General features: G+C 63.2%; 27 protein-coding genes and 1 pseudogene. 19 read left to right on the top strand and 9 right to left on the bottom strand.

Annotated elements, in window-relative coordinates; genetic code table 11:
• The first annotated feature begins 17 nt into the window (after nucleotides 1-17).
• The 4 genes from HUI96_RS14235 (at nucleotide 18) to dnaQ (ending at nucleotide 2836) form a co-directional block, all read left to right on the top strand.
• On the top strand, nucleotides 18-617 hold the full coding sequence (locus tag HUI96_RS14235) for a Maf-like protein (RefSeq protein ID WP_188255331.1): 600 nt from the start codon (nucleotides 18-20) through the stop codon (nucleotides 615-617).
• Nucleotides 610-1458, top strand: a complete 849-nt coding sequence (locus tag HUI96_RS14230) for a shikimate dehydrogenase (protein ID WP_188255330.1) — start codon at nucleotides 610-612, stop codon at nucleotides 1456-1458. The genes HUI96_RS14235 and HUI96_RS14230 overlap by 8 nt, the downstream gene beginning before the upstream one ends.
• Nucleotides 1455-2048 carry a dephospho-CoA kinase gene (gene coaE / locus HUI96_RS14225; protein WP_188255329.1) on the top strand — a complete coding sequence of 198 codons (594 nt, stop codon included), beginning with the start codon at nucleotides 1455-1457 and terminating at the stop codon, nucleotides 2046-2048. Before HUI96_RS14230 ends, coaE begins: the two co-directional genes overlap by 4 nt.
• A gap of 74 nt (nucleotides 2049-2122) precedes the next feature.
• On the top strand, nucleotides 2123-2836 hold the full coding sequence (dnaQ, locus tag HUI96_RS14220; RefSeq protein ID WP_188255556.1) for a DNA polymerase III subunit epsilon: 714 nt from the start codon (nucleotides 2123-2125) through the stop codon (nucleotides 2834-2836).
• A 22-nt stretch (nucleotides 2837-2858) separates the two neighbouring features.
• On the opposite strand, the gene secB is transcribed toward dnaQ, so the two are convergent.
• Both secB and HUI96_RS14210 read right to left on the bottom strand, forming a co-directional pair.
• Entirely contained in the window at nucleotides 2859-3362 is a 504-nt protein-coding gene (secB, locus tag HUI96_RS14215) for a protein-export chaperone SecB (RefSeq protein WP_188255328.1), read from the bottom strand.
• A gap of 92 nt (nucleotides 3363-3454) precedes the next feature.
• Nucleotides 3455-3952, bottom strand: coding sequence for an FxsA family protein (locus HUI96_RS14210; protein ID WP_188255327.1), 498 nt, complete (start codon nucleotides 3950-3952; stop codon nucleotides 3455-3457).
• A gap of 171 nt (nucleotides 3953-4123) precedes the next feature.
• On the opposite strand from HUI96_RS14210, the gene HUI96_RS14205 reads away from it, so the two are divergent.
• From HUI96_RS14205 to HUI96_RS14190, 4 genes are read left to right on the top strand one after another with little or no spacing between them, the layout of a single operon-like run.
• A complete protein-coding gene (locus tag HUI96_RS14205; protein ID WP_188255326.1) occupies nucleotides 4124-4825 on the top strand; it encodes a Tim44/TimA family putative adaptor protein in 702 nt (233 codons plus the stop codon).
• A 14-nt stretch (nucleotides 4826-4839) separates the two neighbouring features.
• Nucleotides 4840-5949, top strand: coding sequence for a murein transglycosylase A (gene mltA, locus HUI96_RS14200; RefSeq protein WP_188255325.1), 1110 nt, complete (start codon nucleotides 4840-4842; stop codon nucleotides 5947-5949).
• Nucleotides 5946-6491 carry a Smr/MutS family protein gene (locus HUI96_RS14195; RefSeq protein WP_188255324.1) on the top strand — a complete coding sequence of 182 codons (546 nt, stop codon included), beginning with the start codon at nucleotides 5946-5948 and terminating at the stop codon, nucleotides 6489-6491. Before mltA ends, HUI96_RS14195 begins: the two co-directional genes overlap by 4 nt.
• Entirely contained in the window at nucleotides 6488-6853 is a 366-nt protein-coding gene (locus HUI96_RS14190; protein ID WP_188255323.1) for a helix-turn-helix domain-containing protein, read from the top strand. The genes HUI96_RS14195 and HUI96_RS14190 overlap by 4 nt, the downstream gene beginning before the upstream one ends.
• 31 nt (nucleotides 6854-6884) lie before the next feature.
• On the opposite strand, the gene HUI96_RS14185 is transcribed toward HUI96_RS14190, so the two are convergent.
• The 5 genes and pseudogenes from HUI96_RS14185 to hslV all read right to left on the bottom strand — a co-directional run bounded on the left by HUI96_RS14185 (nucleotide 6885) and on the right by hslV (nucleotide 10567).
• Complete coding sequence (locus tag HUI96_RS14185; RefSeq protein ID WP_425299223.1) at nucleotides 6885-7850, bottom strand: DUF1402 family protein; 966 nt, start codon at nucleotides 7848-7850, stop codon at nucleotides 6885-6887.
• A gap of 132 nt (nucleotides 7851-7982) precedes the next feature.
• The gene (gene hslU / locus HUI96_RS14180) at nucleotides 7983-9293 is read right to left on the bottom strand and encodes an ATP-dependent protease ATPase subunit HslU (RefSeq protein WP_188255321.1); all 1311 of its coding nucleotides are present in this window, start codon (nucleotides 9291-9293) and stop codon (nucleotides 7983-7985) included.
• Nucleotides 9294-9298: 5 nt separating this feature from the next.
• Nucleotides 9299-9459: pseudogene (locus HUI96_RS14175) on the bottom strand (DUF2585 family protein); the annotation flags it as partial.
• A 57-nt stretch (nucleotides 9460-9516) separates the two neighbouring features.
• Nucleotides 9517-10029, bottom strand: a complete 513-nt coding sequence (locus HUI96_RS14170) for a GNAT family N-acetyltransferase (RefSeq protein ID WP_188255320.1) — start codon at nucleotides 10027-10029, stop codon at nucleotides 9517-9519.
• Nucleotides 10019-10567: an ATP-dependent protease subunit HslV gene (gene hslV / locus HUI96_RS14165; protein ID WP_188255319.1), complete on the bottom strand. Its 549-nt coding sequence runs from the start codon at nucleotides 10565-10567 to the stop codon at nucleotides 10019-10021. The genes HUI96_RS14170 and hslV overlap by 11 nt, the downstream gene beginning before the upstream one ends.
• Nucleotides 10568-10752: 185 nt before the next feature.
• Here hslV and hisB point away from each other — a divergent pair, with 185 nt between their 5' ends.
• The 9 genes from hisB (at nucleotide 10753) to coaA (ending at nucleotide 16312) form a co-directional block, all read left to right on the top strand.
• On the top strand, nucleotides 10753-11352 hold the full coding sequence (hisB, locus tag HUI96_RS14160; RefSeq protein WP_188255318.1) for an imidazoleglycerol-phosphate dehydratase HisB: 600 nt from the start codon (nucleotides 10753-10755) through the stop codon (nucleotides 11350-11352).
• A gap of 2 nt (nucleotides 11353-11354) precedes the next feature.
• The gene (locus HUI96_RS14155; protein WP_188255317.1) at nucleotides 11355-11843 is read left to right on the top strand and encodes a DUF2628 domain-containing protein; all 489 of its coding nucleotides are present in this window, start codon (nucleotides 11355-11357) and stop codon (nucleotides 11841-11843) included.
• 1 nt (nucleotide 11844) lies between these two features.
• Nucleotides 11845-12495, top strand: a complete 651-nt coding sequence (gene hisH / locus HUI96_RS14150; protein WP_188255316.1) for an imidazole glycerol phosphate synthase subunit HisH — start codon at nucleotides 11845-11847, stop codon at nucleotides 12493-12495.
• Nucleotides 12492-12782 carry a DUF1330 domain-containing protein gene (locus HUI96_RS14145; protein ID WP_188255315.1) on the top strand — a complete coding sequence of 97 codons (291 nt, stop codon included), beginning with the start codon at nucleotides 12492-12494 and terminating at the stop codon, nucleotides 12780-12782. Before hisH ends, HUI96_RS14145 begins: the two co-directional genes overlap by 4 nt.
• Nucleotides 12782-13516, top strand: a complete 735-nt coding sequence (gene hisA / locus HUI96_RS14140; protein WP_188255314.1) for a 1-(5-phosphoribosyl)-5-[(5-phosphoribosylamino)methylideneamino]imidazole-4-carboxamide isomerase — start codon at nucleotides 12782-12784, stop codon at nucleotides 13514-13516. Before HUI96_RS14145 ends, hisA begins: the two co-directional genes overlap by 1 nt.
• A 23-nt stretch (nucleotides 13517-13539) precedes the next feature.
• Nucleotides 13540-14115 carry a Uma2 family endonuclease gene (locus HUI96_RS14135; protein ID WP_188255313.1) on the top strand — a complete coding sequence of 192 codons (576 nt, stop codon included), beginning with the start codon at nucleotides 13540-13542 and terminating at the stop codon, nucleotides 14113-14115.
• A 26-nt stretch (nucleotides 14116-14141) separates the two neighbouring features.
• Nucleotides 14142-14936 carry an imidazole glycerol phosphate synthase subunit HisF gene (gene hisF / locus HUI96_RS14130; RefSeq protein ID WP_188255312.1) on the top strand — a complete coding sequence of 265 codons (795 nt, stop codon included), beginning with the start codon at nucleotides 14142-14144 and terminating at the stop codon, nucleotides 14934-14936.
• Between the two features lie 10 nt (nucleotides 14937-14946).
• Entirely contained in the window at nucleotides 14947-15270 is a 324-nt protein-coding gene (locus tag HUI96_RS14125; RefSeq protein ID WP_188255311.1) for a phosphoribosyl-ATP diphosphatase, read from the top strand.
• An 82-nt stretch (nucleotides 15271-15352) separates the two neighbouring features.
• A complete protein-coding gene (gene coaA / locus HUI96_RS14120; protein WP_425299220.1) occupies nucleotides 15353-16312 on the top strand; it encodes a type I pantothenate kinase in 960 nt (319 codons plus the stop codon).
• A gap of 91 nt (nucleotides 16313-16403) precedes the next feature.
• On the opposite strand, the gene HUI96_RS14115 is transcribed toward coaA, so the two are convergent.
• Entirely contained in the window at nucleotides 16404-17378 is a 975-nt protein-coding gene (locus HUI96_RS14115) for a complex I NDUFA9 subunit family protein (RefSeq protein WP_188255309.1), read from the bottom strand.
• Between the two features lie 222 nt (nucleotides 17379-17600).
• Here HUI96_RS14115 and HUI96_RS14110 point away from each other — a divergent pair, with 222 nt between their 5' ends.
• Complete coding sequence (locus tag HUI96_RS14110) at nucleotides 17601-18740, top strand: alpha-hydroxy acid oxidase (RefSeq protein ID WP_188255308.1); 1140 nt, start codon at nucleotides 17601-17603, stop codon at nucleotides 18738-18740.
• Between the two features lie 45 nt (nucleotides 18741-18785).
• Nucleotides 18786-19241, top strand: coding sequence for a dUTP diphosphatase (dut, locus tag HUI96_RS14105; RefSeq protein WP_188255307.1), 456 nt, complete (start codon nucleotides 18786-18788; stop codon nucleotides 19239-19241).
• A gap of 38 nt (nucleotides 19242-19279) precedes the next feature.
• Here the strand turns inward: dut and HUI96_RS14100 are convergent, their stop codons facing one another.
• Nucleotides 19280-19993, bottom strand: a complete 714-nt coding sequence (locus tag HUI96_RS14100) for a sulfate transporter family protein (RefSeq protein WP_188255306.1) — start codon at nucleotides 19991-19993, stop codon at nucleotides 19280-19282.
• Between the last annotated feature and the right edge of the window lie 110 nt (nucleotides 19994-20103).

Genomic DNA, 20103 nt, shown 5'->3' with positions numbered 1-20103 from the left:
CAGAAAGGGTTGGTGCCATGACCTCGCCCATCATCCTCGCTTCCGCGAGCCCGTTCCGCCTTGCCATGCTCGTGAACGCCGGCCTCGAAGTCGTATCCGTGCGGCCGCAGATCGACGAGCGGGCCGCGGAGGCTCCGCTTCTGGATTCGGGGGTAGCACCCGAAGAGGTCGCCCAGATCCTGGCCGAAGCCAAAGCGATCGACGTCAGCCAACGTCAGCTTGGGGCGCTGGTGCTTGGCTGCGACCAGACGCTTAACTTGGGAGACGAGATATTTCACAAGCCTGCTGATATGGAGGCCGCCCGCCGGCATTTGCTGAAACTGTCCGGCAAGACGCATCACCTGAACAGCGGCGTGGTGCTGGCTCGCGACGGACAGGTGCTGTGGCGGACCGTTTCCATCGCCACCATGATTATGCGCAAGCTCGACCCCGGCTTCATTGGCCGGCATCTTGCCCGCGTAGGGGACAGGGCGCTGCAGAGCGTCGGCGCCTATCAGATCGAAGGCGAGGGAATTCAGCTCTTCGAAAAAATCGAGGGCGACTATTTTACGATCGTCGGGCTGCCGCTCCTGCCTGTCCTTGCGGCCCTTCGCGAACTCGGAGCCATCGATGGCTGAGCAGCCACGCCGCTCCTTCGTCTGCGGTCACCCGATCAAGCACTCGCGATCGCCGAAGATCCATGGTTACTGGCTGGAACGTTACGGGATCGGGGGCAGCTATGTCGCGGTCGACGTTGCGCCGGAAGAGTTTTCCACCTTTGCCGCGGCCATAAAGGCCGGTGACTATGTCGGCGGCAACGTTACCATCCCACACAAGGAGGCGGCCTTCCAGGCGGTCGACCGGCGCGACGAAGCTGCCTCGGCGATCGGCGCGGTAAATACGCTCTGGGTCGAGGACGGGCTGCTCCACGGTTCCAACACGGACGCCTATGGTTTTGCGGCCAATCTCGATGAAAGAGCTCCCGGGTGGGCGAATGGGGGCGGAACTGCCGCGGTCCTCGGCGCCGGCGGTGCCGCGCGGGCGGTGCTTTTTGCGCTCAAGCAGCGGGGTTTTTCCGAAGTTCGGCTTTTCAACAGGACCGTGGAGCGGGCAGAGGCGCTGGCACGCGAATTCGGGCCGATTGTTTCTGCTCATCCGCTCGACCATGCGAACGACCGCGTCTCCGACGCAAGCCTTCTGGTCAATACGACCTCGGCAGGCATGCATGGCCAGCCTGAGTTGGATCTCGACCTGACCCGTCTGCCCGCGGACGCCCTGGTCACGGATATCGTCTACGTGCCGCTCGAGACTCCGCTCCTTGCCGCTGCCCGCCGCGCGGGCCTGAAGACCGTCGACGGCCTCGGCATGCTGCTGCATCAGGCGGTGCCGGGGTTCGAGCGCTGGTTCGGCAGGAGACCGGAGGTGACTGCCGAACTGCGGGACCTGATCGTCGCCGACCTGGAGCCTGTGACGGCATGATCGTGCTCGGCCTGACCGGCTCGATCGGCATGGGCAAGTCGACGACGGCGCGCATGTTTGTCGAAGCCGGCATCCCCGTGCATGATTCGGACGAGGCGGTGCATCGCCTCTATGCGGGAATAGCCGCGCCGCTGGTGGAAGAGGCTTTTCCCGGCACGGTCAAGAACGGAAAAGTCGACAGGACCGAACTCGCCACGCGCGTTCTCGGAAAACCCGAAGCTCTGCGGAAGCTCGAAGCCATCATTCACCCGCTCGTGCGGGCGAACGCGGATGCGTTTCTCGCCAGGCATAGGGAAGCCGGGGCACCGCTCGCCGTCCTGGATATCCCGCTACTGTTCGAGACAGGGGGGCGGGGAAGGGTGGACAAGGTAGTCGTCGTGACTGCTTCACCTGACATCCAGCGGCAGCGTGTCCTGGCGCGGACCGGAATGACTGAGGACAAGTTCCAGGCGATTCTCTCGAAGCAGGTGCCCGATTCAGAGAAGCGCCGATTGGCCGACTACGTCATCGACACCGGGCACGGCATGAAAGCCGCACGCCGCGCCGTCGCCGCCATCGTTGCCGAACTGACGGGGAAAACCCCCACTTGACCTCCCCGTCGCCTTGCCCCGCAAGCCGGTTTTGCGGAAAAACTCCCTGAGTGTCAGCGGCGATACCGGATTCCATGCGCGAGATCATATTCGATACTGAAACCACGGGCCTGGACGCGCGCGAGGACCGGGTGATCGAGATCGGCGGCGTGGAGCTCGATAATCGGTTCCCGACCGGTCGGACGTTTCACGTCTACATCAATCCGCAGGGACGGCCGGTCCACCCGGATGCGCTCGCCGTCCATGGCATCAGCGATGCTGATCTTGCGGGTAAGCCGACCTTTTCCGAGATCGTCGGGGATTTCATCGCCTTCACCGAAGGCGCGAGGCTTGTGGCTCACAATGCCAATTTCGACCTCGGCTTCATCAATGCCGAGTTTGCCCGCCTCGGCCTGCCACCTGTCGGCCAGGACAGGATCGTTGATACGCTGGCGCTGGCCCGGCGGAAACATCCGATGGGCCCGAATTCGCTCGACGCGCTCTGCCGCCGCTACGGCATTGACAACAGCCGACGCACCAAGCACGGCGCGCTGCTGGACTCCGAATTGCTGGCCGAGGTCTATATCGAGATGATCGGCGGCCGTCAGGCCGCACTCATCCTCGAGACAGTGGAAGTCACGAGCGCCGAACTCACGATCGACCTGTCCGAGACTGTGATCCGAACCAGGCCGCGGCCACTGCTGGAGCGTCTGAGCTCGGAAGAAATCGAGGCGCATGCGCGTCTCGTGTCAAAGCTTGGGGAAAAGGCTCTGTGGCTGGAGGCCGGCATCTCGGTGCCGGCCGAGTAGGTCAGCGAGGGGGCGAAGCGCCTCAGACCACGTTCACCTTCGAAGCGGCCTGGTCCTCGGCGAGCTTTTGCTGGAACATCTGCGCGAAATCGATCGGATCGAGCATCAGCGGCGGGAAGCCGCCATTGCGCGTTGCATCGGCAATGATCTGGCGCGCGAAGGGGAAGAGGAGGCGAGGGCACTCGATGAAGAGCAGGGGCAGCATGTGCTCCTGCGGGAAACCCTCAATCCGGAACACGCCGCCATAGACCAGTTCGACATTGAACAGCACGTCTTGGTCGGCGGAGGCCTTTGCATTGAGCGTGAGGTTGACGTCGAACTCCTTGTCGGAGAGCGGATTGGCGCCGACGTTGACGTTGATGTTGATGTTGGGCGCCTTGTCGCGGCCGCGCAGCGAGTTGGGTGCGCCAGGGCTCTCGAACGACAGGTCCTTCACATACTGGGCGAGCACGTTGAGCGTGGCTCTGGCCTGCTGGGCATTTCCGTTTCCGGCTGTTCCTGCCGGCGTGCTCTCGTCGTTGGCCATGGGCCGAGATCCTCGCTTTGGGGCCTGTCAGGCCCGTTCCGAAATCGCGGGTTCGCTAGCATGACAGGCCAGCCAAGACAAGTTTGCGCGCCTTAGCCGCGGTCGTCCAGCCTCCGCCACGGCGATTCCGGGTCACGCGCGCGGGAATAATCCTCGGCATCAAGATCGATGGTGGGTCCCCCGCGCCCAGGCCCGCGCGCCTCGTATCCCTGTCGGAACACTTTGAACTCGGCGAAGCCGATCCGGCTGCGCAGGATCGTCCAGGCGAAATCCCTGACCGGTGGCAGGAAGAGCAGAAGACCGATGATGTCGGTGAAGAAGCCCGGAATGATCAGCAGGATGCCTGCAACGAGGATCATGGTGCCATGTGCCAGTTCGCGCCCCGGATTGCGCCCGGCTGCGATCTCCTGCTGGATCCGACCGAGCGCTCCGAAACCCTGGAGGCGCAACAGCACGGACCCCAGGATCGTGGACAGGATCACAAGGCCGATGGTCGGCAGGACGCCGATTGCACTGCCGACGAACGCAAATCCGGCGATTTCAATCAGCGGCAGGCCGATGAAAAAGAGGGGCAGCAGCAGTCGGGCCACGTAAGCTCCAGATCGAGAACGGGGCGCGCCTGTTGGCGCGACACCCCACACATAAGTATGCAGGTGTTTGATTTGAATGATCGGCGCCCCCGATCTATATGATTAATCTGCACGTGAGCGCCGCCCGCGCGCCTGCGGCAGGGCGCTCTCAGGAATCCTTGGCGGAAAAAGATGCAGTTCTTCGACTTCGGCACGATTTTTTTTCTGGTTGCGGCAGTCGTGATCTTTTTCCAACTGCGCAGCGTGCTCGGCCGCCGTACTGGAAACGAGAGGCCGCCTTTCGATCCATATACCGCTGGCCGCACTCGCGAGAAGGAAGCGGCCAAGGACAATGTCGTCTCGCTGCCGCGCAAGCGTGCGGCGGGCGAAACCGGCGATGACGCCTATGCGGACATCGATGCCGTCGCGCCGCCGCCGGGCGACCTCAATCGCGGGCTGCGTGCGATCAAGGACGCCGATCCCTCCTTCGATCCGAAGGGCTTCGTCGAGGGTGCAAAGATGGCCTACGAGATGATCGTGATGGCCTATGCCGACGGTGACAGGAAGACGCTGAAGAACCTGTTGTCGCGCGACGTCTATGACGGCTTCGTGGCCGCGATCGGAGATCGGGAAAGTCGGTCGGAGAAGATCCAGTCGTCCTTCGTCGGGATCAACAAGGCCGATATCGTCGGCGCGGACGTGAAGGGCGGTGAGGCTCACATCACGCTTCGCATTGTGAGCGAACTCATCTCGGCCACCCGCAACAAGGCCGGCGAGGTGATCGATGGCGACCCCGAAACCGTCGCCGAGGTGAAGGACGTCTGGACCTTCGCGCGCGACACACGCTCCAAGGACCCGAACTGGAAGCTGGTCGCGACAGAGGAAGAAGACTGACGCGAGCAGGCGCCATGCCGCCGCTGCTTTCCGCCTTTGAACCTGTTACCTATGACGATCTGCCGGGCTGGTCACAGGACAACCACGCGCCGGCTTTCGAAGCCTTCCAGCGTTCCGCTCGTCATGTGCTCATCAAGCCGTACCGTACCGGTTCGCTCGGCGTGGATTTTTCCTCATTCGAGCCGGCCTATCTTGAAGCGCGAACGATCGAGTTCGCAGACAGCACAAATGCCCTGTCCTTCTTCGAGCGCCACTTCTTCCCGGCCCGGGTGAGACCTGAACGCGGCGGCAGCGGATTCGTCACCGGGTTCTACGAGCCCGAGGTTGCCGCCTCCCCGGTTCGCACGGGCGAGTTTAGTGTGCCTCTGCTGCGACGCCCATCCGATCTGGTCGACTTGGATGATTCCAATCGCCCGCCTGCTCTCGATCCTTACCTGGCGTTTGGTCGACAGACAGCAGTGGGGATCGTCGAATACTATGATCGCCGGGATATCGAACTGGGCGCCATCGACCGGGAGAGCTTGGCGATCGCCTGGGTGGCGGACAAGGTCGACGCTTTCTTCATTCACGTCCAGGGCGCTGCCCGCCTGGTGATGCCGGACGGAACCGTTCGCCGGATCACCTATGCGGCAAAATCCGGACAGCGTTTTACGGGCCCGGGCAGGCTACTCGCCGACCTCGGCGAAATTCCGCTCGCCGATGTGACCATGCAGTCGATCCGGGGCTGGTTCGCGGCGCATCCGGATCGCATCGACGAAATCCTCTGGAAGAACCGTTCCCACATCTTCTTCAGGGAGGCGCCCGTCGAAGATCCGTCCCTCGGTCCCATAGCCGCAGCCAAGGTGCCGCTCACGCCGGGCCGCTCCGTTGCGGTCGACCGACTTCTTCACATCTTCGGGACGCCGTTCTTCATCCATGCCTCGGACCTCACCGCCTTCGATGCCAAGCCCTTCGCGCGACTGATGATTGCCCAGGACACCGGTTCGGCCATCGTGGGCGCTGCCCGCGGTGATCTGTTCGCCGGGTCCGGACCCGCCGCGGGCGAGATTGCCGGCGTCGTGCGCCATTCGGCCGACTTCTATGCGCTTCTCCCACGAACCCTTGCGTCGGGAATCCTGCCGTGAACCGCCGTGCCGGAAGGACGCTCACGGAAGAGGACCGCATCCTGTGGAGCCAGGTCGCTCGGACCGCCCGGCCGCTGAAAGGCCGTGCACATCCCACCGTGCCCGAGCCGCAGCCTGTCTCGATGGCGGAAGCGCTCTCGGAGGCTCGGCCCGAACCGGCAAAGTCTGCCGCATCATCGCCGCCAGTTTCGCGCCCAAAAACGCTCGCGCAGAGCGCGCTCGATCAGCCGACGCACGACAAGCTTGCGGCCGGCCGGCTGCCGATCCAAGGCAGGGTGGACCTGCACGGGCTGACGCAGGACGAGGCCTACTCGCTGCTGTTCTCCTTCCTCCACCGAGCCCACGCCAACGAGATGCGCTATGTGCTAGTCATCACCGGCAAGGGCTCCTCCTCCGGCGGTGACGGCGTGCTGCGACGCTCCGTGCCGGCGTGGTTGGCGACAGCGCCATTCAGGCCACTGGTTAGCAGCCACCATCACGCCGCGCGTCATCATGGCGGCTCGGGCGCGCTCTATGTCCGGCTGCGAAGGAAAAAGCCGTGACGCCCTTTGGCGCCAGGCTGCGGGCGCTGCGGGCCGAACGCGGCATCAGCCAGAAGGAGATGGCTGCCGCGATCGGCGTCAGCCCGGCCTATCTTTCCGCCCTTGAGCATGGCCACCGCGGCGCGCCCGGCTGGGCGCTGGTGCAGAAGATCATCGGCTATTTCAACATCATCTGGGATGAGGCCGAGGAACTCGAGCGTCTCGCGGCCGTCTCCGACCCGCGCGTGGTCATCGACACCGCTGGCCTGCCGGAACAGGCAACGGAACTCGCCAACCTCCTTGCCGAGAGGATTCGTGGGATGGAAGCGGAGGAGATAGACGATCTCCTGGCTCGAATTCGCGAGGCCGCAGCGCGCGCGTGACCCACCCTCAGTATCCCTGAGAAAGGCGCGCTCAGTCGAGAAGCGCTTTCAGTTCGGGCAGCTTGTCGTTCACAAGCCAGCCGTAATAGTTCTCTTCGGGCAGGCGCGGCTCCTTGCGTTCTGCGATGCGCGCATCGTTCTCGGCCTTGAGCGCGTGTGCCCGCTCGGCAGGGTTGCCGACATTGTAAAGCGTGGCGGTGATGCCCGGGTTCTGCGAAATGTCGAAACCCGCGATCTCGCGGTAGACGTCGATCGACGTCTTCAGGGTAGCGGCGACGTAAGCCAGCGTCAGGTCCGGGTCCATGATGGTCTCATAGACCTTGTTCGGGTTTGAGGCGTCCAGGGGCGGAATGCCCGAGACGCGGCTCACCAGATCGCTCATCTGCAGCGCGGTCAGCGGGTTGAGCTGGCCTATCCCGAAGGTCTGGCCCGCATAATAGGGCTGGAAGAAGGTGGCGCTGAAGCGGTCGTTCGGAAATGACTGACCGTCCACGCTCCGGCCCCGGAACTCCGAGTCCCACACCCGCTCGCGGCAGGTCCAGAGCGCGTAGCTGTCGGTTTTTCCCTCACACACCTGGAACTGCGGCCGCTGCACGAAATCGGCGACATCCTCTCCACCGTATTCGAAGCGGAGCTTGCTCGAGAGGTAGGAGACCGCCTTTACATAATAGGTCTGCAGCCGGTCATAGGCATCGACATTGTAGGTATGTTCGCCGACAAGAGCCCCGACGATGTGGATTGGATCGAGGCTGTAGGCGGTCGCCTGTTCCTTGATCTTGGCGCGCAGTTGGGCGTCGCTCTGCAGGAGCTTGTAGACCTTGCGGTACTTGCGCTCGAAGGTCGAGCCTGAAGACTTCGTGCGCCTTGCGGATGCCCCCGGAACCGGCGGCTGCTCGGAGTGGCGGTTTCCGGGCGGCACCGGCACCTGAGCAGATGCCTCGACCGGACCGCCCACCGTTACGGCCCAGATCGCGAGCGCGATGAGAGATGTCCGCAGAAGATGCCGCAAGTGCCCCGCCCCTGACTTTCGTCGTGAAACTAGGAGACACGCCTGCGCCCGTCGAGTGCTTTCTCCGTGGGCGCAGAATCGCTTGCCTCGCCTGGGGTGCTGCCCCCTTGCGGCGGCTGCTTAGAGGATGAAACGCGACAAATCTGTGTTCTTCGCCAGATCTCCGACGTGGCTCTGCACGTAGGGAGCGTCTATCGTCAGTGACTGGCCGGACTGGTCGGGCGCGGCGAAGGAAATCTCGTCCAGCACCCTCTCCATCACCGTCTGCAGACGACGCGCGCCAATGTTCTCGACGCTCGAATTGAGGTCGACCGCGATCTGCGCCAGATGTTCGATCGCATCATCGGTGAACTCGAGCTCGACGCCCTCGGTCCTCATGAGCGCGACATACTGCTTGATCAGGCTGGCTTCGGTCTCGGTGAGGATTCGGACGAAGTCCGCCTTCTCCAGGGGGCGCAACTCGACCCGGATGGGCAGGCGGCCCTGCAACTCCGGCAAGAGGTCGGAGGGCTTTGACACATGGAACGCGCCGGAGGCGATGAACAGGATGTGGTCCGTCTTGATCGGTCCGTACTTCGTCGCCACCGTGGTGCCTTCGACTAATGGCAGCAAATCGCGTTGCACGCCCTCACGCGAAGGTCCACCGGAAATATCGCTGCGGGCCGCGACCTTGTCGATCTCGTCGAGAAAGACAATGCCGTCGTTCTCGGTCGATTCCAGGGCGCGCCGCACCACTTCGTCCTGGTCGAGCAGCTTGTCGGACTCGTCGTTGATGAGGAGTTCGTAGGACTCCTTCACGGTCGTCTTGCGGGTCTTGGTGCGCTTGCCGCCCATGGCCTTGGTCAGCATGTCGTTGAGATTCATCACGCCGATATTGGCGCCCGGCATGCCGGGAATCTCGAAGCTCGGCATGCCGCCCGTGCCGGTGTCGGATACCTCGATCTCGATCTCTTTGTCGTCGAGCTCGCCGTCGCGGAGCTTCTTGCGGAAGGAATCGCGGGTCGCCGGGCTCGCGGTACGGCCGACAAGGGCCTCCAGCACCCGCTCCTCCGCGTTCACATGTGCGCGTGCCTTCACGTCCTCGCGCATCTTCTCGCGAGTGAGCCCGATCGCCACCTCGACCAGGTCGCGCACGATCTGCTCGACGTCACGGCCGACATAGCCGACCTCGGTGAATTTCGTTGCCTCGACCTTGATGAACGGGGCACCGGCGAGCCTCGCCAGGCGGCGCGAGATTTCCGTCTTGCCGACGCCGGTCGGCCCGATCATGAGGATGTTTTTGGGCATGACTTCTTCGCGCATCTGCCCTTCGAGTTGCTGGCGCCGCCAGCGGTTGCGCAGCGCGATTGCGACGGCGCGCTTGGCGTCCTTCTGGCCGATGATGAAGCGGTCAAGTTCCAAAACGATCTCTCTCGGGGAAAACGTCGTCATTGTTGTCAAATTCCACTTTGCCACTGCTTCACCGCCTCGAGCGGGTACAGCAGCATGATGATGTTGAGCGTGAGATTGTTGCGGCTTCGCCGAGCTCGAAGACGATCGCCAGTGCTACGGTCATCCATATAGGAAGCCAGGCCGTCGCCACAAAACCAACTGCGATCCCGGATCGAATGCCGCTGTCGCAGAGCAAAGCCGGATGCCCCAGCCGGTACGATCGTCATTCGAGTTCGCCCTCGTTGTTGCGCGCCATCAGCATGACATGGCCGTATTGGGACGTGCGCTCGCCGATCGGCATGAACCCGGCCTTCTCGTAGCAACGGATCGCGCGCTTGTTGGCGGGGTCGGGATCGATAACGACGCGGAGCGTGCCTTCGGCAAAGAGTTCGTCCACCAACTGGCGCAGCATGGCAGAGCCGTGCCCCTTGCCGAGCAGTTCCAGAGGGCCGATCGAAAGATCTAGTCCCAATGTGCCGAACGGCTGGTCGTTGTAGGGATGGTCGTCCTCCAGATGCGGATCATAGGTCTGGAGATATGCGATAGGCTCACCGTCGAGCTCAGCGATCAGCGGCTCGACCGAGATGCTGTCGATCGCTTCGCGAATTTCGGCAACGGCCTCCTGCGGATCGTTCCACCATTCCGCCCAATGCGGTGCGGCGATCCAGTCGGCAAGCATCGGAAGATCCTCTTCCGTGACCTCGCGGAAGGCGTAGCTCGGTCTATTACTCGGCATCGAGCGTTTCCACGACGAAATTGCTGTTCGTGTAGACGCAGATGTCCGCCGCGATCTGCATCGCCCTGCGGGCGATCTCCTCGGCATCCATGTCGCTGTCCATCAGCGCGCGGGCCGCCGCCAGGGCATAGTTGCCGCCGGAGCCGATGGCCATCACGCCGTGCTCGGGCTCGAGCACGTCGCCATTGCCGGTGAGCGCCAGCGAGACGTTCTTGTCGGCGACCAGCATCATGGCTTCAAGGCGCCGCAGGTAGCGGTCGGTCCGCCAGTCCTTGGCCAGTTCCACGCATGCCCGGGTCAGTTGGTCGGGATACTGCTCCAGCTTGGTCTCGAGCCGCTCCAGCAGGGTGAAGGCATCGGCGGTGGCGCCGGCGAAGCCCGCGATCACGTTGCCCTTGCCGATACGGCGAACCTTCTTGGCATTGCCCTTCATGATCGTCTGGCCGAGGCTCACCTGGCCGTCGCCGGCGATCACGATTTTCCCCTCTTTGCGCACCGACACGATCGTTGTGGCGTGCATGGTCAGTTCGTTCGACATGTGCTGCTCCGATTCCGCGCGCTCCCGGCAAGTGGCAAGCCGCGCGATACGAGAATTGAAGGCTGTTATGTATGCCCGTCTGGCGGGAATGCAATCGGCGCTGGAATGGCCCAGCAACCGCAACTTTCCATGCCGCGGCCATGCTGTTACAAGGCCCCCCGTTCCGTGCCGCCCGAGGATCAGCCATGGCTACCCGCTCCGCCAATGTCAGCCGTTCCACTAAGGAGACCCGCATCGCCGTCTCGCTCGACGTCGACGGGACCGGCAAGTCGCAGATCGTGACGGGCGTCGGCTTCTTCGATCATATGCTCGACCAGCTTTCGCGCCATTCGCTGATCGACATGACCGTGCAGGCGGAAGGCGACCTGCACGTCGACGATCATCATACTGTCGAGGACACCGGCATCGCGCTCGGCCAGGCGCTCTCGAAGGCGCTGGGTGAACGCCGCGGCATCATGCGGTACGCCTCGATCGACCTTGCAATGGACGAGACCCTCACCCGTGCGGCGATCGACGTTTCGGGCCGGCCTTATCTGGTGTGGAACGTCCCGTTCTCCTCGCCGAAAATCGGCACCTTCGACACCGAATTGGTTCGCGAGTTCTTCAACGCATTTGCCCAGAACGCCGGTATCACGCTGCACGTGACGAACCACTATGGCGCGAACAATCACCACATCGCCGAGACCTGCTTCAAGGCCGTGGCGCGCGTGCTGCGGGCGGCGCTGGAGCGGGATCCGCGCCAGCCGGAGGCGGTTCCGTCCACCAAGGGCAGCTTGAAGGGCTGATCATGGCGCGCTTCGTCGTATTCGAACGAGGAGAGGAGTCCGGGCCCGACCGACTCGCCAAGACTCGCATCCTGCGTGACGGCTTTCATTTCTGGGCCTTCCTCTTCTCGCCCATCTGGCTGCTGTGGAACGGGCTGTTGATCGAGGCGGTCATCATCTTTGCCGCGGAGTTCGGATTGGCTGCACTCGGCGAAGTGACAGGCTATGGCTTTACCGCTTCTCTCCTCTCGCTGTTGGTCGCGATCTATATCGGGCTCGAAGGGGTGACCCTGAAGGCGGCCTCCCTGCGCCGGCGTGGCTGGCGCGAGTCGGGTGTGGTTGAAGCGGACAATCTGGCAGACGCCGAGGTTCGGGTCGGCGTCGACATGGCCGGCGAAGAGAGCAGTGCCCCTGGTCCTTTGAGCGATACTCGGCCGATGCTGACCTGGACCCAGCCCCGGACAGGCGCAACACCCGCGCTCGGTCTTCTCGGCTACACTGGGAGGGCCTGATATGCGCGTTGCCATCATAGACTATGGATCGGGCAATCTTCGCTCCGCGACGAAGGCATTCGAGCGCGCCGCACGCGGGGCCGGGATTGCCGCCGAGATTGACCTCACCGCGGATGCGGAGCGGGTCCGCTCGGCCGACCGTCTGGTCCTGCCCGGAGTGGGCGCCTATGCGGACTGTGCAGCGGGCCTCCGTGCCGTGGAAGGCATGTGGGAAGCGGTCGAGGAAGCCGCAATCGAGCGTGCAAAACCGTTCTTCGGCATCTGCGTGGGCATGCAACTGATGTCGGAGCGGGGCCTAGAGAAGACCGTCACCAGCGGCCTTGGTTGGATTCCGGGCGACGTGAAGGAAATGACCCCGTCGGATCCCTCGCTGAAGATCCCGCAGATCGGCTGGAACACGATTCACGTGAAACATCCGCATCCACTCTTCGAAGGCATCCCGACGGGCGAGGCAGGGCTGCACGCCTATTTCGTGCATTCCTACCATCTCGATGCCACCCGGCCGGAAGACGTGCTCGCCGTCACCGACTATGGCGGGCCGGTGACCGCGGCAGTCGCTCGTGACAACCTCGCCGGTACCCAATTCCATCCAGAGAAGAGCCAGGCGCTCGGTCTGGCCCTGATCGCCAACTTCCTGAGGTGGCGGCCATGAGCAAGAAGGGATTCTGGATCGCGCTCGTCGACGTGACCGACCCTGAGGCGTACAAGAAGTACATCGAGGCCAATGCAGCCGCGTTTGCCAAGTATCAGGCGCGGTTCGTCGTGCGAGCCGGGCAGTACACCAATCCTGAAAGTCCGACCGGCAACAGGCATGTCGTGCTCGAATTCGAGTCCTACGAAAAGGCAGTCGAGTGCTACAACTCGCCCGAATATCAGGAGGCGTCGAAACACCGCCTTGCCGCGTCAACTGGGCACTTCGTGATTGTCGAAGGCGTGTGATGATCCTTTTTCCCGCGATCGACCTCAAGGACGGCCAGTGCGTACGCCTCAAGCTCGGCGAGATGGCGAGCGCGACCGTCTACAACGCCAACCCGGCAGCCCAGGCCAGAGCTTTTCAGGAGCAGGGCTTTGAATGGCTGCACGTCGTCGATCTCGACGGTGCCTTCGCGGGTGAGAGCCGGAATGGCGAAGCCGTCGAAGCGATCCTTGCAGCCACCAGCAACCCGGTGCAACTCGGCGGCGGCATCCGCACGCTGGCTCACATCGAAGCCTGGCTCGCGAAGGGGCTCGCCCGCGTCATCCTTGGCACCGTTGCGGTGCGCGACCCCGAACTGGTCAGGCAGGCCTGCCGCCTCTTTCCGGGCAGGGTCGCGGTCGGCATCGACGCGAAGGGAGGAAAGGTCGCCGTCGAGGGTTGGGCCGAATCCTCCTCGCTCGGCGCCATCGAACTGGCCCAGAAATTCGAGGGCGCCGGCGTCGCCGCCATCATCTACACCGACATCGACCGTGACGGCGTTCTGGCCGGCATCAACTGGGACGCGACCATCGCGTTGGCTGACGCCGTATCGATCCCGGTCATCGCCTCGGGCGGTCTGGCTTCCATGGACGACATACGCCGCATGACCATGGCCGACGCGCAAAAACTCGAAGGCGCGATTTCAGGCCGGGCGCTTTATGACGGCCGCATCGACCCGACCGAGGCGCTGGCGCTCTTGCGGGACTCACGCGTCTGACCTGGGTCTGCTAGATTGACGCCATGAACATCCAGTCGAAACTGCCGACCACTCCGGACGAATTCCTGCGCTGGAACGAGGGGCGCGAGGGCAAGCGGGAGTTCGTGCGCGGGAGGGTGGTGGAGATGATGATCAATGTGACGCGCAATCACTGGCGGTTGGCGAGCCGCCTTGAGCGCCGGCTCGCCGATCAGTTGGATGACAGGCTCTACGATATTGGCACCTCTGACTTTGGCGTCAGGACGCCTGACGGGGTGCGATTTCCTGATGTGATGGTTGTCCCATTCGAGAGCGACGGGAAAGCTCTGGTAACCAGTTCGCCGCTTTTCATTGCCGAGGTGCTGTCTCCCAGCAGCATGGCAGACGACTTCGGGCCCAAGGCACAGGATTATCTCCGCATCGCCAGCTTGCGATATTATCTGGTGGTCTCTCAGGATGAATACCGCGTTTGGCTGTGGGAGCGCGGGGCCGACCGCCAATGGCTGAAACCGACCATGATCGAAGATCAGGCTTTCGAACTTCGTTTCGATGATGTTGTTGTCCATATCCACATGGACGAGCTTTTCGACGGGATAGCGAGCCCTGCCGCTAAGTCCTGAAATGCTATGCGCTGGAAGCCTACATCATGACCCTCAAATACCGTGTCATCCCCTGCCTCGACGTCAAGGACGGCCGCGTGGTCAAGGGCGTCAACTTCGTCGACTTGATCGACGCCGGCGATCCGGTCGAGGCCGCCCGCGCCTATGATGCCGCGGGGGCCGACGAGCTCTGCTTCCTCGACATCACCGCCTCGTCCGACAACCGCGACACCATCTTCGACGTGGTGGCGCGCACTGCCGAACAGTGCTTCATGCCGCTGACGGTCGGCGGGGGCGTTCGTCAGGTCGCCGACATCCGCAAGCTTCTTCTGGCCGGCGCCGACAAGGTGTCGATCAACACGGCGGCGGTGAGGAACCCTGATTTCGTGGCAGAAGCGGCCGACAAGTTCGGCAACCAGTGCATCGTCGTCGCCATCGATGCGAAGAACGTGAGCAGAGCCGGCGAGACCGATCGCTGGGAAATCTTCACCCACGGCGGCCGCCAGCCCACCGGCATCGACGCGGTAGACTTCGCCCGAAAAGTCGTCGACCTCGGCGCCGGCGAAATCCTGCTCACCTCCATGGATCGCGACGGAACCAAGGCCGGCTACGATATTGCGCTGACGCGCGCGGTTGCGGATGCCGTTCGTGCGCCGGTCATCGCCTCGGGCGGCGTCGGCACCCTCGATCATCTGGTCGAGGGTATTCGCGATGGGCATGCGACGGCAGTCCTCGCTGCTTCGATCTTCCACTTCGGCACCTATTCGATCACCGAGGCCAAGGCGTATATGGCCAAGGCCGGGCTGCCGATGCGCCTGGACATCGTTCCTCAACCGGCATAGAGCGCGCGCCATGACCGGATTTTCTCTGACCGACCTGGAAAGAATCGTCTCTGAGCGCGTCCATTCGGCTGATCCGGCCGCGTCTTGGACAGCGAAGCTCGCTGCCGCTGGTCCGGCGAAGGCGGCAAAGAAGCTGGGTGAGGAAGCGGTCGAGACGGTCATCGCATCGCTTGCCGGCGACCGCGAAAACCTCGTCGCGGAAAGTGCTGACCTACTCTATCACTGGCTTGTGGTTCTGAACCTTGCCGGGGTGAGTGTAGAAGAGGTGATGCGCGAGCTCGAACGCCGCACCGCGCAGTCGGGCATCGCCGAGAAGGCGTCTCGCCTCGCCTAGAGCATGATCCCGAAAAGTTGCAGACTTTTCGGACAAGATCATGCGGCAAACTACTCGCACTGCAAGGGACAAGGGACCAAGATTGGACCAGTTCGCCCCCGTCGAAAAGTATTCCCCCTACCGCTTCTTCTCGGCCGAAAAGTGGGCGGGCTTCCGCGCCGACACGCCGCTGACACTTACCGCGGAGGAGGTCAAGCGGCTGAGTTCCCTCAATGATCCTGTCGATCTGGATGAGGTCCGGCGCATCTACCTGTCGCTTTCGCGGCTGCTCTATGCGCATTTCGAGGCGAGCCTGCTGCTCTATCGGCAAAGACAGGTTTTCTTCAACGCAACGGAAGCTGTGAAGACGCCCTTCATCATCGGCGTCGCCGGCTCGGTTGCCGTTGGAAAATCCACCACCGCACGACTGCTGGAGGTGCTGTTGCGGCGCTGGCCCTCGAGCCCCAAGGTCGATCTCGTCACCACCGACGGCTTCCTGTTTCCGAACGAGATCCTGCGCCGCGAAGGGCTCATGGAGCGCAAAGGCTTTCCGGACAGCTATGACGTCGGGGCGTTGCTGCGCTTCCTCTCCGCGATCAAGTCCGGCCAGCGGGACGTCCGCGGCCCGGTCTATTCCCACCTCACCTACGACGTGGTGCCGGGCGAGTTCGTTACCATCGACCAGCCGGACATCCTCATCTTCGAGGGGCTGAACGTGCTGCAACCGCGCGATCTGCCGAAGGACGGCAAGTTCGTGCCCTTCCTATCCGACTTCTTCGACTTCTCGATCTTCATCGACGCGGACGAGGAACTGATCCACGACTGGTACATCGCCCGCTTCATGCGCCTGCGCGAGACCGCCTTCCGCAATCCCGCCTCGTTCTTCCATCGCTATTCGGAGCTGTCGGAAGATGCCGCCCGCGCCATCGCCGAGGGCCTCTGGACGAACATCAACCTGAAGAACCTGCGGGAGAACATACTCCCCACGCGTCCCCGGGCCGACCTCATCCTGCGCAAGGGCGCCGACCATCTGGTGGAGCAGGTGGCGCTGAGAAAGCTATAGGCCGCGGCTCCGACATATCGTCACCACGCTTAATCCAGATCAGTCCGGCGACTCTGCGCCGCATCTCGGCGACGCCCTGGACGGATTGTTCTTAGACAGCGCCGATCCGCGTGAACTGGCCTGCCTGCCTGAAGCGCCAGAGATAGGAGGGTATGATGGCGCCGACGGTTTCGGGACGGATGTCCAGCGCAGCGAAGGTGCGGCGCTCACTTTCCGCTTCCGCCGAGACGACATTGTCCGACCTGAGCAGCGTCACCTGGTCCTTCGTCAGCAGCGGCTTCGGCAGAAGGCCGAGGACCGCGGCCTGCAGATAGGCCAGCGACCAGGGGACCGGCGCGAGATAGCGCTTGCGGTCGATCACCTGCAGCATCTCTTCCATGCACTGGCGGAAGGTGAGCACCTGCGGCCCGCCAAGCTCGTAGATCTTGCCGCCCTGCACCTTCCCGTCGACCGACCGCGCGACGGCCTCGGCCACATCGCCGACATAGACCGGCTGGAACTTCGTATGGCCGCCGCCGATCAGCGGCAGGACTGGAGAATAGCGTGCCAGGTTGGCGAAGCGATTGAAGAACTGGTCCTCGGGACCGAAGACGATGGAAGGCCGATAGACCACGGCGTCCGCAACCGTCTCCAGGACGGCCGCCTCGCCCAGAGCCTTCGTTCTCGCATAGTTCGACTCTGAGTTCAGATCGGCCCCAAGCGCGGACACATGGGTGAGATCCGCTCCCACGGCCCGGGCGGCTTCCGCCACGGCGCGCGCACCGAAGTCCTGCACGGCCGGAAATCTCTGCCGGCCGGATTCGTACAGTATACCCACCAGGTTGATCACATGATGCGCATCCTGCACCGCCTGGTCGACGGACCAGCGCACCCGCAGGTTTGCCTGCATGACCTGGATCTGCCCGACGTTGCCGAGCGGCTGCAGGAAGCCGGCCAGGTCCGGCCTGCGGCAGGCGACCCGCACCTGGTAGCCCCTTTTGGCAAGCGCACGAACGACATGCCGGCCGACAAAGCCTGATCCGCCAAATACAGTGACGAGCTTCGGGATCTGCAAAATCTCGGTCATCTGGGGGCTCCGATGAGGTTGTCCGTGTCATAATCGGTTTCGTCGAAAAGGCAACGCGGCGAAGCGGACAGCAATGGCCTCGGGCAAGTCGGGCTCAGTGCTCCACGCTGTCGTGGAAAAGCATTGATCTTTTTTGCAGATCGACATTCACCTGCTAGGCACGGTAGGTGCTCGTTTGAGCATAGCGCATTCCATCCGCCGCTAGCGCCAGGCAGCCGTCCCATGAACCTCGCTCTCGACATTGCAGATTTGAAGGAAATCGCACGCCGGCGCGTCCCGAAAATGTTCTTTGACTATGCCGACTCCGGGGCCTGGACCGAGAGCACCTATCGCGCCAACGAAGAGGATTTTCAGAAGATTAAGTTCCGCCAGCGCGTTCTGGTCGACATGGCGGGACGCTCGCTCGAGAGCACGATGATCGGCGAGAAGGTCAGCATGCCGGTGGCGCTCGCACCGACCGGCCTGACGGGCATGCAGCATGCGGACGGCGAGATCCTCGCTGCACAGGCGGCAGAGGAGTTCAACGTTCCCTTCACCCTGTCGACCATGAGCATATGCTCGATCGAGGACGTGGCCGCCGGCACGAAGAAGCCGTTCTGGTTCCAGCTCTACGTCATGCGCGACAAGGACTTCGTGCTGAACCTGATCGATCGGGCCAAGGTGGCGAACTGCTCCGCTCTCGTGCTGACGCTCGATCTGCAGATCCTTGGTCAGCGTCACAAGGACGTGCGCAACGGCCTTACGGCGCCGCCGCGCATGACCCTTCCGAACATCGTCAACATGGCGCTCCGGCCGGAATGGTGCCTGTCCATGCTGCGCACCAAGCGCCGCACCTTCGGCAACATCGTCGGCCATGCGAAGGGCGTAGAGGATCTCAGCTCACTGACGAGTTGGACGAACGAGCAGTTCGACCCGACCCTCTCCTGGAAGGACGTCGAGTGGATCAAGGAGCGCTGGGGCGGCAAGCTGATCCTCAAGGGCATACTCGATCCGGAGGACGCTCGGCTTGCCGCCGAGACCGGAGCGGACGCGATCATCGTTTCCAATCACGGCGGACGCCAGCTGGACGGCGCGCCCTCCAGCATTTCCGTCCTGCCGAAGATCGTGGACGCAGTCGGAGACCGGATAGAGATCCACATCGACAGCGGCATCCGGTCCGGCCAGGATGTGCTCAGGGCGCTCTGCCTCGGCGCGAAAGGCACCTATATCGGGCGGCCCTTCCTCTATGGGCTTGGCGCGATGGGCAAGAAGGGTGTGAAGCTCACGCTCGACATCATCCGCAAGGAACTGGACATTACGCTGGCCTTGTGCGGCAAGCGGCTGATATCGGAAGCCGGACCCGAACTCCTGTATCGCGATTGACGGTCGGGTCCCCACCCAAAGCAGCAAGCCGCCAGAGGATTTCCTATGTCTCCCACCCTTGCCATCGTCCGGCTGCCGCATTCCGATGGTCTCGAACTGCCCGCCTATGAGAGTGCTGGCGCAGCCGGCATGGATCTGCGGGCCGCGGTTCCGGAGGATCGGCCGATCCTTATCCTGCCGGGCAGACGTGCGCTGGTCCCGACCGGCTTGGTCCTGGAGATTCCAGATGGCTTCGAGGGGCAGGTTCGCCCCCGCTCCGGCCTGGCGCTCCGCCACGGCATCACCTGCCTCAACACGCCGGGCACGATCGATTCCGATTACCGCGGCGAGGTGGGTGTTCTGCTGATCAATCTCGGCGAAGACGATTTTACCGTGACGCGCGGTATGCGCATCGCTCAACTGGTCATTGCGCCGGTCGCACGTGCTACGATCGAAGAACGCAGCCTCGCCGGCGAAACCAGCCGCGGATCGGGCGGCTTTGGTTCCACCGGGACCAGATAGGTTCTCTGTCCGAAGGCTGTTTACCCAAGGCTGCAAAATCAGCCGACCGGTCGCATCTCCTTCGCGGTGATGGCCTTGTGAAGATGGACCATCATGGCGCAGGCAAACAGCGGCGTCAGCAGATTGAGCAGCGGCACGGCCATGAAGCCGGCTATCACCAGGCCGGCAAGAAACACGGTTCCGGCGTTCCGGCGTCTTACTTGCTTGGCATCCTCTTCGGGCCGGAACCGCATCCCCGCGAATTCGAAGAACTCCCGGCCGATCAGGTAGCCATTGACCAGGAAGAAGGCGCCGATGTTCACCCCGGGAATGAGGAGCAGGATCAGCGCGAGAAGATTAGCTAAAACGACCACGCCGAAGAACTTCAGCGACAGCACGATGCTCCGGACGGCCGGAACGGGGCGGCCCGGCGGATCGGAAGGGAAGTCCGCCTTCTCAACCAGTTCGGCAACATCATCGAGGAAGAAGCCGGCGACGATCGCCGTGACGGGCGCGATCAAGAACGCCAACCCAAGTGCCAGCCCGATGCCGGCTAAAATCGCGGCCAGCGTGCCGGCCCAGCCTGTCCAGTCAGGCATGTCCGGAACGAGCGCCTGCAGCCAGGGCAGCGCGAGCCATTCGAAAAGCTGTGTCAGGCCAAACCAGACAGCGATTAGTGCTAGCAGCGTCAATCCGAGCGTCTTGAAGAAGACGCCCCGGAAGGGAGCGCTGAACAGATGTCCAGCCGCCGCGCGGGCCGCATCCAGGATCATGCCGAACGTTCCTCTCCAGCTATTCCTGTCGCACGAAATGGGGAGGTAAGCCGTCCACGACAAGTCAGCCGCGGGCCGCTCTCAGCCTCTGGACCGGGGAGCATCCCGCA

It is taken from the genome of Pseudaminobacter soli (ex Zhang et al. 2022), assembly GCF_014595955.1.
Classification (GTDB): Bacteria; Pseudomonadota; Alphaproteobacteria; order Rhizobiales; family Rhizobiaceae; genus Kumtagia; species Kumtagia pseudosoli.
Note: the sequence above shows the minus strand (reverse complement) of the source record. Positions and strands in the feature narration are given on the sequence as shown.

Coding starts and splice junctions, on each gene's coding strand:
- HUI96_RS14235 (WP_188255331.1), top strand. CDS start 18: ATGACCTCGCCCATCATCCTCGCTTCCGCGAGCCCGTTCCGCCTTGCC.
- HUI96_RS14230 (WP_188255330.1), top strand. CDS start 610: ATGGCTGAGCAGCCACGCCGCTCCTTCGTCTGCGGTCACCCGATCAAG.
- coaE (WP_188255329.1), top strand. CDS start 1,455: ATGATCGTGCTCGGCCTGACCGGCTCGATCGGCATGGGCAAGTCGACG.
- dnaQ (WP_188255556.1), top strand. CDS start 2,123: ATGCGCGAGATCATATTCGATACTGAAACCACGGGCCTGGACGCGCGC.
- secB (WP_188255328.1), bottom strand. CDS start 3,362: ATGGCCAACGACGAGAGCACGCCGGCAGGAACAGCCGGAAACGGAAAT.
- HUI96_RS14205 (WP_188255326.1), top strand. CDS start 4,124: ATGCAGTTCTTCGACTTCGGCACGATTTTTTTTCTGGTTGCGGCAGTC.
- mltA (WP_188255325.1), top strand. CDS start 4,840: ATGCCGCCGCTGCTTTCCGCCTTTGAACCTGTTACCTATGACGATCTG.
- hslU (WP_188255321.1), bottom strand. CDS start 9,293: ATGACGACGTTTTCCCCGAGAGAGATCGTTTTGGAACTTGACCGCTTC.
- HUI96_RS14170 (WP_188255320.1), bottom strand. CDS start 10,029: ATGCCGAGTAATAGACCGAGCTACGCCTTCCGCGAGGTCACGGAAGAG.
- hslV (WP_188255319.1), bottom strand. CDS start 10,567: ATGTCGAACGAACTGACCATGCACGCCACAACGATCGTGTCGGTGCGC.
- hisB (WP_188255318.1), top strand. CDS start 10,753: ATGGCTACCCGCTCCGCCAATGTCAGCCGTTCCACTAAGGAGACCCGC.
- HUI96_RS14155 (WP_188255317.1), top strand. CDS start 11,355: ATGGCGCGCTTCGTCGTATTCGAACGAGGAGAGGAGTCCGGGCCCGAC.
- hisH (WP_188255316.1), top strand. CDS start 11,845: ATGCGCGTTGCCATCATAGACTATGGATCGGGCAATCTTCGCTCCGCG.
- HUI96_RS14145 (WP_188255315.1), top strand. CDS start 12,492: ATGAGCAAGAAGGGATTCTGGATCGCGCTCGTCGACGTGACCGACCCT.
- hisA (WP_188255314.1), top strand. CDS start 12,782: ATGATCCTTTTTCCCGCGATCGACCTCAAGGACGGCCAGTGCGTACGC.
- HUI96_RS14135 (WP_188255313.1), top strand. CDS start 13,540: ATGAACATCCAGTCGAAACTGCCGACCACTCCGGACGAATTCCTGCGC.
- hisF (WP_188255312.1), top strand. CDS start 14,142: ATGACCCTCAAATACCGTGTCATCCCCTGCCTCGACGTCAAGGACGGC.
- HUI96_RS14125 (WP_188255311.1), top strand. CDS start 14,947: ATGACCGGATTTTCTCTGACCGACCTGGAAAGAATCGTCTCTGAGCGC.
- HUI96_RS14115 (WP_188255309.1), bottom strand. CDS start 17,378: ATGACCGAGATTTTGCAGATCCCGAAGCTCGTCACTGTATTTGGCGGA.
- HUI96_RS14110 (WP_188255308.1), top strand. CDS start 17,601: ATGAACCTCGCTCTCGACATTGCAGATTTGAAGGAAATCGCACGCCGG.
- dut (WP_188255307.1), top strand. CDS start 18,786: ATGTCTCCCACCCTTGCCATCGTCCGGCTGCCGCATTCCGATGGTCTC.
- HUI96_RS14100 (WP_188255306.1), bottom strand. CDS start 19,993: ATGATCCTGGATGCGGCCCGCGCGGCGGCTGGACATCTGTTCAGCGCT.